The organism is Mesorhizobium temperatum, from assembly GCF_002284575.1.
Lineage (GTDB): Bacteria > Pseudomonadota > Alphaproteobacteria > Rhizobiales > Rhizobiaceae > Mesorhizobium > Mesorhizobium temperatum.
Genome location: NZ_NPKJ01000007.1, coordinates 43,966 through 59,144, shown reverse-complemented (window position 1 = coordinate 59,144; position 15,179 = coordinate 43,966). Strand labels below are relative to the sequence as shown.

Sequence of the window (15,179 nt, the reverse complement as noted above, 5' to 3'; positions counted from 1 at the left end):
GGCCGGCATTCCTCATTTCGATTTCAGGAAGATGTCGAGCCCGACCAGCCTGTCGAGCAGGAAGACGGCGACAGCCGAGCAGGCGATGAAGACCACGGAGATCGCGGCAAGATCCGGCGTGATGATCGAGCGGATGGAGTTGTAGATCAGCACCGGCAGCGTCACGATGCGGGCATCGACGAGCAGCAGGCTGACCAGGAACTCATTCAGCGCAAGGATGAACATCAGCAGCGAGCCGGTGATCACCCCCGGCATAACCGCCGGCAGGGTGACGGAGAAGAACACCTGGAGCGGCGGCGCGCCGCAATTGGCGGCGGCCAGTTCAAGATCCGGGTCAAGCCCGGTGGCACTCGCCGTCACCGCCCAGATCATGAAGGGAAGGTTGATGACGCAGCAGGCGATGCCGACCGGCCAGAGCTGGCCAAGAATGCCGGCGTTGCCGAAAATCAGCATGAGGCCGATGCCCGATCCGATCAGCGGGATGGTAAAGGGCAGCAGCAGATAGATCTGGATCGTCTTCTCAAAACGCACCGCATATTTCGCCAGCGCGATGCCGGCCAGCGTGCCCACCGGAATGGCAACGATCGTACAGACCGCCGCGACATGGAGCGTACGCAGGAAAGCGTTGCGCAGGTCGGAGGCCTGCGAGATACGCGCGTACCACCGAAGCGACAGCCCATCCGGCGGAAACGTGATGATGTTGCCGCCGGTGAAGGAAGCGCCGAGCACGACGACCGTCGGCGCCGAAAGCGTCACCAGGGCGATCGTCACCAGGGTCCACAGAACAACCGATTTGCTGCGCGAGCCGCTCACGCCCGGGATCTCCCCATGGCGAGCGTTCCAGCTCCAAACAGCGCGAACACGAGGCCGACAAGGATTGACCCGAGCGCGACCAGCATAAGCGCCAGCGTCGCGCCGAGACCCTGATCGGACGTTCGGAAGAACTGGTCGTAGATGGCGTTGGCGATGAAGTCATGGGAGCCGCCGCCAAGGATCGCGGGGACCGCGAAATCGGTAAGCGAAAGCGTCAGCACCACCACACCGGCGCCGATGAAGCCCGGACGAGCGAGTGGCAACACGACATGGATGAACGTGCGAACCCAGTTCGCGCCGAGCGATCCAGCGGCCGCCTCCAGCTCCTCGGGAATGGCTGTGAGTGCCGGCGCGAGCATCAGCACGGCAAACGGCAGCATGTATTGGACGAGGCCGAACAGCACGGCGGGATAGTTGTAGATGAGCCGCATCGGGGCGACCCCGACAAGGCCGAGTGCCTCGTTCACCATGCCCTGGTTGCCTAAGATGATCAGCCAGCCATAGGCACGCACCACCTGGCCGATGAAGAAGGGCAGGAACAGCGCAATCAGCAGGAATTTGCGCAATCCTGGCGAACGCGTGCGCACCATCAGATAGGCGTAGGGGAAGGCGAAGACGAGTGTCACCGCGGTGACGATCAGGGCGGCGATGAGGCTGCGCTGCGCGACAACGAGGAAAAGCGGCTCCGTCAGCGCCCGCCGGAAATTGGCGATGGAATAGTCGTCCGAGAACTGGAAAGTAGTGGTGTCGAGCGTGCGCAGGCTGGCGTCCGCAATCTGGATGAGACCGAGCACGAGCAGTCCGACCAGCAGCACCGCCGGAAGCAGCATCAGATAGGGCGTGGCGCGTCGGAACCGCGCCGGCCAGATGGCGGCGGCAACGCCTTCCAGCGCATCCATGATGCGCCATTTGAGGGGATAGGCTGTCCTGGCTGCCCGCATGAAAAATCCGTAACTGACGTCGTGAAGGAGCCGGTGCCGCTAGCGCAGCACCGGCCGACCCGGCGTCAACCCTGCATGATCGCCTTGAACTTGGAAAACCACTCGCTCTCATTCTCGACCTGGATCTTCGACGAGATGCGGATGAGGCGCTGGAAATCCGCTTCGGTGGTCGGATAGGACGGATCGCCCACCAGATCCTTCGGCGGTGTGAGGCCCGGCACCACGCCCGGCAAGCCGAGGCCGTCCAGCCAGACCTGCTGGGCTTCCTTGGTCAGCGCATGGTTGATGTACTGCTTGGCCCAGTAGAGTTCGTTTTCCGGCAGGCCCTTGGGAATCCACAGACCGTCCGTGTCGAATTTCGCACCCTCCTCCGGCACGACCCATTCGATTTTCACGCCATTCTTGCGGGCCTCTCGGGCGTTGGTCGAGATGGTGCAGGCGGCGTCGATCTCGCCGTTCTGGAACCAGGTGGTGAAGTCGGGATCCTCACCGAGCAGCGGCTGCTGCGCCTTCATCTTGGTAATGAAATCCCAAGCCGGCTGCATGTTGCCGGGTATGTCCTCCAGCTTGCCGCCACCGGCGACCTGGGCTGGGAAATGGAAGCCGATGCCGTCATTGTAGAAGGCAAGCCGGCCCTTGAACTTCGGGTCGAGCAGGTCTTTCCAGGACTTCGGCGGTCCGTCCGGGAATGCCGCAGGCCGATAGGCAAGCACATAGACATAGCCGTAGGTGTTGACGATCGGGAAGCCTTCCAGGCCGGCCGGCTTGGCAAGGTCCGTCACATTGGCGAGGTTCGGCAGGTCGGAGAGGTCTTCCGTCACGCCGCGCAGTGCCGATTTCGTGGCATTGGTGGTGGTGTCCCAGTTGATGTGGATCGGCGGGACCCGGTTCTGCGCTACGGCCGCCCAGACCTTGGGCTGGATCTCATTGTCTTCGGTCAGGTCGTGACGGACAGCAATCCCCGTCATTTTGGTGAAGCTGTCGGACACGCCGGCCTTCAAACTATCCACCCAACTGCCGCCCCAGGCGCGCACGATGATCTCCGCCGGCTTTTCCGGTTCCTGCGCATAGGCGCCGCGCAGGCCGAGCGCCGAGGCGCCGCCGAGCGCAGCGGTGGCCTGAAGGAAGGTTCTGCGGGAAAGATGGGATAATGTCGGCTTAAAGCGCTTCATCTGCATTCTCCTCTGGGTTTGACCGGTTTCCGGTTCTATCGAAAAACAAGCATGTCCCTGGCATTCCACCCCAGGAACACACTTTCGCCTATGTCGAACTGCGTGTGCGCGGCGGGATCATGGTCAAAAACGCGAATGACCTCGTCGCCAATCGCGGCGCAGGCTACCTCGTAGACCATGCGCTCGCCTTCGAAGATGGTGTCAGTGACAGTCCCGGCTAGCATGCAATCGAGCTTCGACAGCTGCGCAGCATCGCCGGCGAGACGGATCTGTTCGGCGCGGATCGCTCCCGACGCCTTGTCGCCCTCCGCAGGTGGATTGACCGGATCGCCGATCTTTCCGGCAAGCATCAGATCACCTCGAAGGATGGAGACGTCGCCTGCTTCCGAGACGGCCCGTACCGTGCCGGCAATGAAGTTGGTGACGCCGATGAAATTGGCGACGAAGGCGTTACGGGGCTGGCGGTAGGTGTGGATCGGCTGCGCCTTCTGCTGGATCTCGCCCTGGTCCATGACGACGATGTCGTCGGAAACCACCAGCGCCTCGCGCTGGTCATGGGTGACGTTGATCGTGGTGACGCCGAGCTCGCGCTGGATGCGGCGGAATTCGAGCTGCATTTCCTCGCGCAGCTTGCGGTCGAGTGCAGCGAGCGGCTCGTCGAGAAGCAGCAGGTCGGGCTCGAACACCAGCGCGCGCGCGATCGCGACGCGCTGCTGCTGTCCGCCGGAAAGTTCGTGAATGCGCCTGCCGCCGTAGCCCCCGAGCCGGACCAGTTCGAGATATCGCTCGACGCGTTCGGGAATGGTGCGTGCGTCGCGCCGACGCATCTTCAGCGGGAACGCGACATTCTCAGCCGCCGTCATATGTGGAAACAACGCAAGCCTCTGAAAGACCATGCCGATCGACCGCTTGTGCGGTGGCACTGCGCTCACCGCTTCGCCATTGATGAAGATCTCACCGCTGCTCGGGGTCTGGAACCCGGCGATCATCCGCAGGAGGGTTGTCTTGCCGGACCCAGAAGGCCCGAGAATGGTGAGGAACCGGCCCTTCGGCAGATCGAAGGACGCATTCTTGACGGCATGAACCCCATCGAAGTCCATCCCGACGTTGCGGACCGTGACTGCGATTTCCCTGCCGCCTTCCGCTTCGCGTGAAGCTACGGCCCGGAAAGGCTCCTGCATGGCGGTTCCCCTTGTTTGTCGCCGGTCGCATGCAAGAACGTCCGGCGTTGTGAGGTGGTATATACAACCATATACAAGTCGGGTCTACACGGTTATTGTTGCACCACACCTCAGTCGCTCAGATGGATGCGAGATAGCCGCCGTCGACTGGGAGGCAATGCCCGGTGACATAGGCTGATGCCCCGCTCGCCAGGAACACGACGGCTCCGGCCAGATCCTGCATCGTGCCGAAGCGCCGCTGCGGGATCTTGGCCAGCATCGCCGTCTGCCAGTCGGGATCCTGATAAAAAGCATCCGTCATCGCCGTATGGAAATACCCCGGAGCGATGGCGTTGACGCGGATGCCGAGCGATGCCCATTCCGCGGCGAGCGCGCGCGTCATGCCCAGGAGCCCAGACTTGGACGAACCGTAAGGCACCGCGGCCGGAATGCCGACATAGGAGGTCAGCGAGCAAAGATTGATGATCGCGCCACCGCTGTTGCCGGCAGCCATCCGCCGCGCCGCGGCCTGCGCACAGAAGAAGGCGCCCTTCAGATTGGTCGATACGATGCGGTCCCACACTGCTTCGTCGACGTCGAGCGAGGGCTGGACTTGCTCATAGCCGGCGTTGTTGACCAGGATGTCGAGCCCACCAAAGGCATCCGCGACATCGTCGACCACCACGCGGATACGATCGGTGTCGAGCACGTCGAGAGACCGGCAAAGCGACCTGCGCCCGTTAGCGCTAATTCGGTCCGCCGTCTCACGAAGGGATGTTTCGTCGCGAGCGGTCACCGCGACGTCCGCACCAGCCGCGGAGAGCGCCTCCGCCATGGCCTGGCCGATGCCGCGGCTGGCGCCGGTCACCAGCGCTTTTTTTCCCGTCAGGTCGAACAAGGGAGCGGCGTCCATGCTGTCACGGCTCCTGTATTTTTCGAAATTGCATAAGGTCGGATTGGAAACGAACACCAGTTGCGGCCGGTTGTCTATACATCCTGCGCTATTGCCGGGGTCGCTTCATGCGCGATCTTCGCTGGCCGACGATCACGGAACTGTTGGATGGCAAGCCATCATCTGCCATCTTGCTGGCAGTGCGGATGGCTCATATCCACGGCAAAAGGAGTTCCATTATGGCCGAACCTCAGCTTTCCGTACGCAGCGCCAAGGCGCGCGATCTTGCCCATCGGCTTGCTCGACGCGAGAACCGCTCGATCGCCGACGTGGTTGAGGGCGCACTGGAATCTATGAGGTTCGGCAAGCAGGTCGTGAGCCGGCATCGACGTTCTACACTCGTATTGCCAGCGCTTATGGTACCGAAATCGACCTTGAAGCAGTGATCCGGGGTAATCGGACGCTGAACTTGCGCTTCCAGCCGTGACCATCGCCGAGATCGCCTTCGGCATCCAGAAAATTCGACCCGATCAGCGTGCCGAGCGTTTGGACCAGGGACTGTCGGATTGGCGTCGCCGGTTCGCCGGCCGCGGGAAGTCGGCACCCGACGGCATGATTGCTGCAATCTCAAGGGTGAATAGCGGCCGCTTGGCGACGCGGAATTTGGGTGTCTTCGGCACGACTGGTCTCAAGTCGTTCTCTCCGTGGGAGTTCTGACCCGTCGGATATGGCTCATTCAGGACTGGAGCATGGCGGCAGGATTTTCTTGCGCCCCTGTCCAACCACCCTCGTTGCATTGCGGGTGATTGGACAGTTTTGCATGGGAATACAAGTTCCGTATATTAACGGCCTGCCCATGGTGCACGACCCCTAAGCACCTTGCCGGGCTGTGGCTGTTCTTCTTTCGGGGCTACCACCGTTTGAGGCAACGAAGCCGTGTGACCGGTATCCAAGGTCATTCCGCTGTTGTCGACGCCAGTAGCGAATCCGCGGGTCGGGTCGCGATCCGGGTTTTGATTGGCAGCGAGCGAGACTCCTGTCGACAAGGCAAGGAGGACGAAAGCCGTTGCAAGTTTGTTCATCGTATTTTCCTTTCTTCGAATGAGCAGACCGGCCAATCGGCGCCTCGCGCGCTATTGACTCCTGCTTGCGAAACCGCTGTCGGCGTTCTGTCTCGTCACCATGACGAGCCTTCCTGCTCACGATTGGAACTTACGCTACCCCTGTCGCAGAGGTTTGCCCGGGTGCCATCGAAATGTATCCGAATGTATGCGAAATCTACGCGAGAGCGCCGTAGCTCTTGGCCTTCGGTCGCTTCGACAATTTTGGCTACAACTTTTTCTCGGCCGTCTGTCCACGTTTGGGCAGCCAAATACGTGTCGGCGTCGTCATCCGGTCCCGTAAGCGGCGCTGCTGAAGAACCTCAGTGACGTACAGGCGCACAATTCCCCATTGTTTGGGTCGTCGATAAGCGCAGGTACGCCGATGCGATCATGCGAGAACACGCGAGGGTCTTCCAGTGGCCATGGAAATTCCCTGGCGCTGACCGCGCGGCGTCCAGCATTCGGTCGTTGGTGATGGTTCGCGACGGTAGCTGTAAATTGTGTGTCGGCTGCGTTGATGTGCCCGTGAAAAGATGGTAACGCGATATTAAATATTGTTTCGGGTCGTTACCTTGGGCGGGGCGAATGGGATTGGTTATACCGCGGGCATGGCTGTGTGCCGGCCTACTGTTGGGCTTGATGATGTCCGCGACGCCGATGGAGAAAGCTTCGGCCGATGCGGTGTCTGGTGCCATGGCCACCGGGCAGCGGAGTTCCATCCCGGTCGGCCACGTTGAATTCTGCCGAAGGCATGCCTCAGAATGCAGGATACGATCGGGCAGGGTCCCTCCAGTCCTTTTGAGCAGAGGCATGGAAGACAAACTCGCGTCCGTCACCAAACTCGTGAATAGATCGATCAAGCCCGTGAGCGATTTTGCCGTTCACGGAATGATGGAATTTTGGTCCTATCCTGACAGCGCGATCGGCGACTGCGAGGACTACGTCCTGCTTAAGCGCCGGATGCTCAATTTGGAGGGCATATCGCTCTCGAACCTTCTGATCACCGTCGTCAAAAAGAAAGACGGCGAGGGGCACGCAGTGCTGACGGTCAAGACCGACAAAGGCGACTATGTGCTCGACAACCTCAACGACGAGGTGAAGCTTTGGTCGAAAACTGGATATAGATTTCTAAAAAGGCAATCGTCCACAGATACCGGGCGCTGGGTCGCGATACTTGAATACCGCGACGTCCTGGTCGGTGCGGTCGACTGAACCTCTCGCCGCCGCAAGCGCGATGACGAGCCTGAGCTTTTCGACGCGCACCTGCCGCAGGGCGTTGATCCGGCTGCATGCAAACATGTGATAGTGAGACGCCGGTGCCATCAACTGCGCGCGCAGCGCGAGCCTGGCAGTGAGTTAACTCCGACAGCCCGGCAGGGATCGACTATTTCCTGACTAGGCCCAAGCACGTGACCCGTGATCTTGAGTCGCACTCGATGGGAGTTCCATTCTCGACTTTGGCTCATTACGAGCACCGGGAAGCGCTTCCTTGCGGCGCTCGACGAACCCACGTCCTTCAGCCGGGAACTCGATTTCATTCCGCGCTTGATGTCGGCAGAGCTTTCTCTTCTGCCCGTTTTGTGAACATATCGAATGCTGGAGGATACAGATGAAATTGAGAGACGCGGCGCTTGCTGTTATTTCGAAAAAACGCAGAGGCGTGGCTTGGTATAAGGTCTCTCAGAAGAAGGCCGACAAATACGGCTTCTATGTTTATTCCAGTCATATGGTCTGGAAAGACCAGCCGTTTTTCCGAAAGGCGCTGCAGCGGGTCAAAAACATCCGCGGGATTCCTGATCCCCGGGCTTTCGTCCTGCAAAGCTGCTTGCGATCGATCGAGCGTATCGATGGCGATGTGGCCGAATGCGGCGTAAGGCAAGGCCGGTCGACGATATTCATGCTGATGAGCGATCTTCGGCCACGGCACTACCACCTTTTCGACTCGTTCGCTGGCCTCTCCGAACCAACCGCAGAGGATCGCAAGCTAAACGGCCGAACGCCATGGAAGTCCGGCGATCTCAGCACCGACGAGAAGGTAGCCAGAGAGAATATTTCCGACTTCAGCAACACCACTTTTCATGTGGGATGGATACCAGACACTTTTTCCAGCGTGTCCGACCGGCGTTTCGCCCTGGTCCATATTGACGTCGATCTATACGAGCCGACACGTGACGCGCTTGCCTTCTTCTACGATCGGGTGTGCGCGAATGGCATGATCATTTGTGACGATTACGGCTCTGCGCTCTGTCCTGGAGCCCGAAAGGCCTTTGATCAATTCTTCGAAAACCGCCCTGAAGGCATCATCGAACTTCCAACGGGGCAGGCGATTGTCGTAAAGGCAAGCTAGTGCTGATTGGCTGCGGCTACGGCGACGACGGAGCAAAGTACGCATTGAAGAACTGTTCAACGATCTCGTCGACGACTGATATCTTTACGTGTCGTAAGTCCTCTCTATAGCTACGAGCAAGGCCTCCATAGGTAACAAACTCGAATGAGGGAAGATAATGGACATTGTCCCGTTCCCGGCAGACTTGACCAAGCACAGCCCGAAGAACGGATTTGCCTTCAGTGCTCGCGGTGACGACATCCGCGTCTTGAAACGTCCGAGCCAACGCAACCGGTGAGACTGTAAGAATTATCGGTGCATCGGGTTTGTGTTGACGGACCATGTCCACGGTGGCCATCACGTTGGCGTAGTTTTCCTGAAAGCTGCTGACGTGAAGCGCCGTTTCCTGCATCCCGCCTCCGCCACGATAGAGCGGTTTCTGTGCTGCTATTTTGCCACTGGCCTTGTTGATGAAGACCTCAGTCATTCCGAAGGTGAATATGAATGCCGTGGCTGCATCGAAGCCAACCCGCATCTCTCGGTTCATGCTCTCGATCACCTCTTTGAGAACTTGCGGAGATTTGGCGAAGATGCCACGGCGGTACGGGTCCTGAAAGCAGATTGGGCCCCAAGGAGCACGTTTCTTGACCTGCCACCAGTCGTCATGGGCCTGATCCCACAACCCGAGCATTTGCTCGATCTGAAGGCGAACCGTGAAGGTGTTGTAGAAGTTCATATGCTCCTGCCGAGGCAGCTCATCTACAATGGCCTGTGCCGGGTCGAAGCTGATATTTCTATAAGACGGAACGCATGCGATCTGCCTGCTTGTCAATGCACGTCGAATTTCCTGCGCGAAGCAACTACCCATCGTGAAGAATATGTCGTCAGAAGTGAATATTGAGTTTTTACGGATTGTAATGGCGCCAGAACTGACAAAGTCGTCATACTTAGCGTTTGATTTGTTCGATGCCATCAAACGGATAGGTTTGATGTATCCGAGTTGGTGGCGGAGCCGAAAGTACTTTCGTCGAACTCGTTCTAGTAATGTCACAATAGCTCCATGATCTTCATAGCCGGCCGCCGACAGCAATGCCCGACATTTAGTCCGCTTCGCCGCCAGCCGCAATCAGGAGGATTCAAGATTGACTATAACTTCGAACGAAGTCAGACGTCAGGTACCAGTTTGGCGCATGTGTGACGGCGTCGAGAGAATTTCATGGATCGGCAGGAGCGAAGGTCGTCACAAAAACGATACATCGCATCGGGAAACGGAATGAGCGCAAAGAAACGAATTTCAGCGGCCCTGACGTATCCGCCGGTCAAGCGCCTGATCGTCGAAAACCTACCACCGCATAAGACGCTGTATGTGACAGGTTTGCTGTGTTCGATCGCCGCTGCGGCGGCGACCGGCGCAACGGCTTGGATCATGAGTGTCATGGTCAATACCATTTATGTGGATCGGAACGCTGCCGCCGCATGGGGTATCAGCCTCGTGATTATCGGCATTTTCCTGATCAAAGGAATCGCTGACTACTGCCAGACTATTACGACGGGGAAGATTCGCCGGGCTATCGTTTCGGACCTTCAAAATCGGCAGTTTTCCCGAATGGTGCGTTTCGACATCGGCCGGTTCGCCAACCAGCATCCGGCGAAATTCGTCTCCAAGATCATGTTCAACGCGCGCGCCGGGGCCGCCGTTATTCTCACCCTCACAAGCAGCTCTGTCTCCGATGTGCTCAAGCTGATTGCCCTGGCAAGCGTCATGGTCAAGCAGGATCCGGTGATGTCGCTGATATCCGTGACGGTTCTACCGCTGCTATTCCTATCGGTGGGCGCCATAACCAAGAAGCTCAAGGCGCTGGCAAGGGGTGAGACGGAGTTGGCTGCACTGGTCCAGTCGATCGGCACGGAAGCCGTCGAAGGCATCCGCACCATCAAGTCCTTCCAACTCGAAGACAAGGCAGCCGCCAGCTTCGCAAAGGCCGTCGGCAAGATGGAAAGGCGCGGCATCCAGATCAACCGGACATCGGCGTTGATGAGTCCATTGATGGAGACCGGCGGCGGTTTCATCATCGGCCTTTTCGTTATGTATGCCAGTTGGCAGACCCTCGGCAACGGTAAGACGCCGGGCGAATTCATGGGCTTCATAACCGCCTTCATGCTTGCCTATGAGCCCGTCAAGCGGCTCGCCCGGGTCAATGTCGACATCCAGAAGCAAATGGTAGCCGTCGAGCAGATGTATGATTTGATCGATACCCCCGAACAGCGACAACTCGCAACCGCGGGCGAGCATCTCACCGATGTCGAGGGCAGCATCCGTTTTGAAGATGTCGCCTTCACCTATGGCGGCAACAGCCCGGCGCTGCACGGTGTTTCCTTCGAGGTGCGACCTCGTGAGAAGCTGGCGATCGTCGGCCGCTCCGGCGCCGGCAAGACAACCATCGTCAATCTTGTCCTGCGCCTGATGGAGCCGGACAAGGGCAGGATTCTCCTCGACGGAAAGGATATTTCGAAGATCAGCCTCTCCGACGTTCGCGACAATATCGCACTGGTGTCACAGGACGTCTTCCTGTTCGAAGGCTCGATCCGTGACAACATTCGTGACGGACGCCCGAACGCCACCGATCGGGAGATCGAGTCCGCGGCGGACCTCGCCCGGGTCACCAGCTTTGCCTCTAACCTGGAAAACGGGCTCGACACGCTTGTCGGGCCGAGCGGTACCAATCTGTCGGGCGGGCAGAAACAACGCGTTGCCATCGCGCGCGCCCTGCTCAAAAATGCTCCGGTGATTGTCTACGATGAAGCAACATCCGCGCTCGACGGCGAAAACGAACGGGCGGTCATGGAGGCTGCGTTCGACGATGCATTTCAGCGCACGGTGATCTGCATTGCGCACAGGCTTTCAACCATCAAGGCGGCCGATCGTATTCTGGTATTTGACGCTGGCATGCTCGCGGACTCCGGGACTCACGACGAGCTTGCCGAGCGCAGCGAAATCTATCGCTCGATCTTCCATCTGGAAGCGTCCGCTCCGATCGTCGAAGGCGGCAAAACGCTGCGGCAGAGCGTATCGCGCTGAAGGCCGATGACCAGCTTTTACCACGGTTCCTACATCCGGTACGTGATTGGCGGATTGGGCCTGCAGTTGCGCCGATACACAAAGGCCGTGCGGAGGCTGTTTACCGGCTCCAAACCTCGTTCCGTTCTTGAGCAGCAGGCCAAGGTCGACGCGCTGATCGCGCGCCGGGACTGGACAGGGCTTGAAGCAAGTACCAATGAAATGGCCATCATGGCCGATCGTGCCCGCGACCCTGAAATGATGCAGAAGGCAGGCCAGGCGTTCGAACGGCTGGGCAAGTTCGCGCGGGCGGCCGAGCTTCGGCTTTCCGCTCGCCGGCAACGAAAAGGGAAAGGTGCCAACGAGTGGACTGGAGAAGACCTCGGTTCGGATACACTGCTGATCGATCTTGTAGAGGATGACCCTCGCAGTCTTGGCCGGGTTATCCGCCATGCGCGACTGGCCGGCGCCGCCGCTGCATGTGCGCAAAGCGCGACAATTCGGGTCGAGCCGCGCCTTGTATCGCTTGTACAGAGGACGTTCCCGAATGCGACCGTGGTCCCAGCGCAGCAGAATGTCGTTGGCGACAAATTTGCGACCTTCGAAAATCTCGCCTGGGTTTTCGGCCGCGATGCCGAAAGACTTGCCGCCGATTTCGTGCCGCTGCGGGCAGATCCTGAACTCGTCGCGACATTCCGCAAGCGCTATCGCTCGATGACGGATCTGCCGCTGGTGGGTCTGTCCTGGGGCAGCAAATCCCACACCAAGGACGTGCCTGATTTCCCCGAATGGGCGCGGTTCATCGCCCAGACACACGCAACATTCGTTTCCCTCCAGTACGGACAGATCAAGCCGGCGCTGCGGCGCCTGCGCAACGGCAATGACGCGCGGCTTATCTATGACGACAGTGTCGACCAGATGGTTGATATGGACCGTTTCGCCGCGCAGGTCGCCGCGCTCGATGCCGTCGTAACGATCAGCAATACGGCGGCCCATCTGTCCGGCGCACTCGGTGTTCCAACTGTTTTCCTGATCGATGACAATTTTCAGACAGCGTGGCCAGTGATTGGCGATCGAACGCCCTGGTATCCGAACGGCGTCGTCATGCGCAAGGAAGGACGCACGTGGCCGGTGGTGCTCGACGACGTCGGCCGGCGCCTCTCGTCGATTCTGACGGTGCGTTCGACGCTGTCTAGCGATAGTTGAGGGTCGCCGTGCCGAACAGACGATCCATCCTTGAGAAGGCAAAAGCTGCCGACCTGCGCCCGCAAGGTGTTGACGGCAAGCGGCTGCAGAATGTTCTCGATCGGGCGAAGAAGTTTTTTAGGCGTCCCTCGCGCCATGCTGACGAAAGCGTCGAACGGCATATGAGCCTGATGGCGCAGAGTGTCGAGCGGCGTGACTGGCAGGCGGCCCGGGATCATGCGCTGGCACTCGGCCTGCTCGGTGAGCAGCTTGGCGATCCCGGGCTTGTCAAAAAAGCCGGGCGTGGATTGAGACGGCTTGGCGCTGGGAATCGCGCCTGGCAGTTGATTGCGTCGAGCAAGCAAGTGCCCGGCCGGCCCGAATGGGATGGCAGTGATCTTGCGGGTCGCCGGCTTGCCGTCGAGCGGCGCGAAGGCGATCTTGCAATCTTCCTCCAGTTCGCATCGCTGCTTGGGCCGGTGATCGCAGCTGCCGACCGATGCACCGTCTTTGTCGAGCCGCGATTGGCGCCACTTTATCGCAGAACATATCCTGCGCTCGATGTCAGGCTAGAAGGAGAAGGGGAGGTGGCGGCGATGGACGCCGATGTCTTCGCCTGCTTCGAGACACTGGCGAAGCATTTCTGGCCGGATGAGCCGACAGCACGCGCGCCCTTCCTTCCATTGGAGCCGGATCGCCGCATGGTCGCCCAGTTGCGCAGAACCTATCTCGATCGTGGCCCGGGTCCTCTGATCGGCTTCGCCTGGGGAAGCCTGAACAAGAGCAAGGACCTGCCGGCTCTGGACGATTGGCGGGCGCTGCTCGGCAATCTGCCGGGACGTTTCATCAGTATGCAGTATGGCGATGTCGGGCCAGCGCTCTCCGAATTCGAACGCTGGGCGCCGGGACGCATCATCCATGACGCTTCCGTGGACCAGTTGTCGGATATGGATCGCTTTGCCGCGCAAATCGCGGCGCTCGATGCGGTGGTGACGATCAGCAATACCGGCGCCAATCTGGCGGGAGCGCTGAGCGTCCCGACTGTGGTCATGCTCGACGATGGGTTTCGGCTGTCGTGGCCTGCCTTCGGCGAGACGGTAGCCACATATCCAAGCGTTCGGTTGGTTCGAAAGGGTGGCCAGGCATGGGCGTCTGCAATGCAGGAAGCAGGCAAACGGGTTATGGAAATCGTCGGTGGAGTTGGTGATGGCCGGTAGCCAACTCCTTCGCCGGTTCCGCCGCGGTGTCGCGCTTGCAGGCTACAACTACAAGGTCTGGTTCCGTCGCCACCGGCGGCAGCTTTTCCTTCGTTGGCGTGATGGCGACATTGCCGATCGGATGGCGGATTATCGGCGAAGCGTCGAGGCGCGCGATTGGCCGGCAGCGCTGCCGAAAGCCCTGGCTCTGGGTTCGATCGCGAAGTCGAGGGGTGAGGTTCGCCTGCTCGACGAGCTTAGCAAGGCGCTGATGCGTATGGGCGCCTACGGCCCGGCGGCCGAGCTCAAGATCGCCCGGCGCCACATCGTTGAGGGCCGCGTCAACGGCGAATGGCTCGGCCAGGATATCTCGGACCAGGTCCTGCTCGTCGATCTGATGGAGACCGAAAAGCAGGGTCTGGCCACCGCGATCCATCATGCGAGTTCCGTCGGCCGCGCGCTCGCCCGGGCCGCTCGTTTGATCGTCCTGGTCGAGCACCGGTTGGTGCCGCTCTTTCAGCGGACATTTCCCGCCGCCGATGTGCGAGCTGTCGGTCCGGGGAACAAGGCCGCCTATTGCGAGGCCCAGGCCTTTGCGGGCGTTCAGCATCTGACTGCCGTGTTCGAGACAGATGAGACCACGATCCGGGAGCATTTCGTCCCGCTGAAGCCGGACCCGGCGCGGGTCGCTGAACTTCGCGCTCGCTATCGGAAGGATGGGCGGCCTTTGGTCGGCATCGCATGGGGCAGCTCCAATCCCGGCAAGGACCTCCCGCCACTTACGGCATGGCGCGGGCTTATCAGCCGTCCGGACCTCCGGTTCGTTTCGCTGCAATATGGCCAGGTCGAGTCCGACCTGAAGATCCTGACCGATGGCGAGCTCGCGCGTATTCTCCATGACGGATCAATCGACCAACTCGTCGATATGGACCTTTTCGCGGCGCAGGTTGCCGCGATGGACGCCGTGGTAACCATCAGCAACACCGGGGCGCATCTTGCGGGCGCGCTCGGCATCCCGTCGGTCTTTATCCTTGGCGATGGTTTCAAACGTTCCTGGCCGGTCGAGGGCGATCGCACACCCTACTATCCATCTGCAGTGCTGGTCTCGAAACGGGAACGGCCTTGGGCCGCGGTGATGGAAGACGCACAAAACCACATGGGCTCACTCATCGGCGCTGGTTGAATCCATCACACAATACGTCGCGAGTGTGCCAGGCAGGTCACAACCGGCGAAGTAGTCAAGCGTCTTTCTTGACGGCGAGAGCATTGTAAACTACCCGGCGGGCGGCCGTTCTGAATTTCACGGATAAGAGGCGATGTATATCTTTGGGTA

The 15,179-nt window shown here is 59.9% G+C and carries 13 protein-coding genes and 2 pseudogenes; 8 read left to right on the top strand and 7 right to left on the bottom strand.

The features are described from left to right. Positions 1-12: 12 nt before the first annotated feature. The 5 genes from CIT26_RS01795 to CIT26_RS01775 all read right to left on the bottom strand — a co-directional run bounded on the left by CIT26_RS01795 (position 13) and on the right by CIT26_RS01775 (position 4,999). Positions 13-813 carry an ABC transporter permease gene (locus tag CIT26_RS01795; protein WP_095490967.1) on the bottom strand — a complete coding sequence of 267 codons (801 nt, stop codon included), beginning with the start codon at positions 811-813 and terminating at the stop codon, positions 13-15. Then, positions 810-1,754: an ABC transporter permease gene (locus tag CIT26_RS01790; protein ID WP_095490966.1), complete on the bottom strand. Its 945-nt coding sequence runs from the start codon at positions 1,752-1,754 to the stop codon at positions 810-812. Before CIT26_RS01790 ends, CIT26_RS01795 begins: the two co-directional genes overlap by 4 nt. A gap of 65 nt (positions 1,755-1,819) precedes the next feature. Continuing rightward, positions 1,820-2,926, bottom strand: coding sequence for an ABC transporter substrate-binding protein (locus CIT26_RS01785; RefSeq protein ID WP_077381662.1), 1,107 nt, complete (start codon positions 2,924-2,926; stop codon positions 1,820-1,822). A gap of 35 nt (positions 2,927-2,961) precedes the next feature. After that, positions 2,962-4,107, bottom strand: a complete 1,146-nt coding sequence (locus CIT26_RS01780) for an ABC transporter ATP-binding protein (RefSeq protein WP_245318979.1) — start codon at positions 4,105-4,107, stop codon at positions 2,962-2,964. Positions 4,108-4,225: 118 nt separating this feature from the next. Further along, positions 4,226-4,999, bottom strand: coding sequence for an SDR family NAD(P)-dependent oxidoreductase (locus tag CIT26_RS01775; RefSeq protein WP_095490965.1), 774 nt, complete (start codon positions 4,997-4,999; stop codon positions 4,226-4,228). Between the two features lie 218 nt (positions 5,000-5,217). On the opposite strand from CIT26_RS01775, the pseudogene CIT26_RS01770 reads away from it, so the two are divergent. Next, positions 5,218-5,465 (top strand): annotated as a pseudogene (locus CIT26_RS01770) (plasmid stabilization protein). Then, positions 5,438-5,695: pseudogene (locus CIT26_RS01765) on the top strand (PIN domain-containing protein); the annotation flags it as partial. The pseudogenes CIT26_RS01770 and CIT26_RS01765, both read left to right, overlap by 28 nt. A 125-nt stretch (positions 5,696-5,820) precedes the next feature. On the opposite strand, the gene CIT26_RS35560 reads toward CIT26_RS01765, so the two are convergent. Next, positions 5,821-6,060 (bottom strand): hypothetical protein, encoded by a 240-nt coding sequence (locus tag CIT26_RS35560; RefSeq protein ID WP_143747760.1) that lies wholly within the window; start codon positions 6,058-6,060, stop codon positions 5,821-5,823. Between the two features lie 606 nt (positions 6,061-6,666). Between CIT26_RS35560 and CIT26_RS01760 the strand changes: the two genes are divergently transcribed. Together CIT26_RS01760 and CIT26_RS01755 are read left to right on the top strand one after the other, a co-directional pair. Then, on the top strand, positions 6,667-7,293 hold the full coding sequence (locus tag CIT26_RS01760) for a transglutaminase-like cysteine peptidase (RefSeq protein WP_095490964.1): 627 nt from the start codon (positions 6,667-6,669) through the stop codon (positions 7,291-7,293). Positions 7,294-7,690: 397 nt separating this feature from the next. Further along, complete coding sequence (locus tag CIT26_RS01755; RefSeq protein WP_095490963.1) at positions 7,691-8,428, top strand: TylF/MycF/NovP-related O-methyltransferase; 738 nt, start codon at positions 7,691-7,693, stop codon at positions 8,426-8,428. A gap of 16 nt (positions 8,429-8,444) precedes the next feature. Here the strand turns inward: CIT26_RS01755 and CIT26_RS01750 are convergent, their stop codons facing one another. Beyond that, positions 8,445-9,533, bottom strand: coding sequence for a GSCFA domain-containing protein (locus CIT26_RS01750; protein ID WP_143747759.1), 1,089 nt, complete (start codon positions 9,531-9,533; stop codon positions 8,445-8,447). 147 nt (positions 9,534-9,680) lie between these two features. Between CIT26_RS01750 and CIT26_RS01745 the strand changes: the two genes are divergently transcribed. The 4 genes from CIT26_RS01745 to CIT26_RS01730 are packed head-to-tail and all read left to right on the top strand — an operon-like array spanning position 9,681 to position 15,029. Next, positions 9,681-11,486, top strand: coding sequence for an ABC transporter ATP-binding protein (locus CIT26_RS01745; protein WP_167391243.1), 1,806 nt, complete (start codon positions 9,681-9,683; stop codon positions 11,484-11,486). A 6-nt stretch (positions 11,487-11,492) separates the two neighbouring features. Then, entirely contained in the window at positions 11,493-12,671 is a 1,179-nt protein-coding gene (locus CIT26_RS01740; protein ID WP_095490960.1) for a glycosyltransferase family 9 protein, read from the top strand. Between the two features lie 8 nt (positions 12,672-12,679). Beyond that, a complete protein-coding gene (locus CIT26_RS01735) occupies positions 12,680-13,867 on the top strand; it encodes a hypothetical protein (RefSeq protein WP_095490959.1) in 1,188 nt (395 codons plus the stop codon). Then, complete coding sequence (locus CIT26_RS01730; protein WP_095490958.1) at positions 13,857-15,029, top strand: glycosyltransferase family 9 protein; 1,173 nt, start codon at positions 13,857-13,859, stop codon at positions 15,027-15,029. The genes CIT26_RS01735 and CIT26_RS01730 overlap by 11 nt, the downstream gene beginning before the upstream one ends. Positions 15,030-15,179 lie beyond the last annotated feature (150 nt).

Coding starts and splice junctions, on each gene's coding strand:
- CIT26_RS01785 (WP_077381662.1), bottom strand. CDS start 2,926: ATGAAGCGCTTTAAGCCGACATTATCCCATCTTTCCCGCAGAACCTTC.
- CIT26_RS01730 (WP_095490958.1), top strand. CDS start 13,857: ATGGCCGGTAGCCAACTCCTTCGCCGGTTCCGCCGCGGTGTCGCGCTT.
- CIT26_RS01740 (WP_095490960.1), top strand. CDS start 11,493: ATGACCAGCTTTTACCACGGTTCCTACATCCGGTACGTGATTGGCGGA.
- CIT26_RS35560 (WP_143747760.1), bottom strand. CDS start 6,060: ATGAACAAACTTGCAACGGCTTTCGTCCTCCTTGCCTTGTCGACAGGA.
- CIT26_RS01755 (WP_095490963.1), top strand. CDS start 7,691: ATGAAATTGAGAGACGCGGCGCTTGCTGTTATTTCGAAAAAACGCAGA.
- CIT26_RS01760 (WP_095490964.1), top strand. CDS start 6,667: ATGGGATTGGTTATACCGCGGGCATGGCTGTGTGCCGGCCTACTGTTG.
- CIT26_RS01745 (WP_167391243.1), top strand. CDS start 9,681: ATGAGCGCAAAGAAACGAATTTCAGCGGCCCTGACGTATCCGCCGGTC.
- CIT26_RS01790 (WP_095490966.1), bottom strand. CDS start 1,754: ATGCGGGCAGCCAGGACAGCCTATCCCCTCAAATGGCGCATCATGGAT.
- CIT26_RS01775 (WP_095490965.1), bottom strand. CDS start 4,999: ATGGACGCCGCTCCCTTGTTCGACCTGACGGGAAAAAAAGCGCTGGTG.
- CIT26_RS01780 (WP_245318979.1), bottom strand. CDS start 4,107: ATGCAGGAGCCTTTCCGGGCCGTAGCTTCACGCGAAGCGGAAGGCGGC.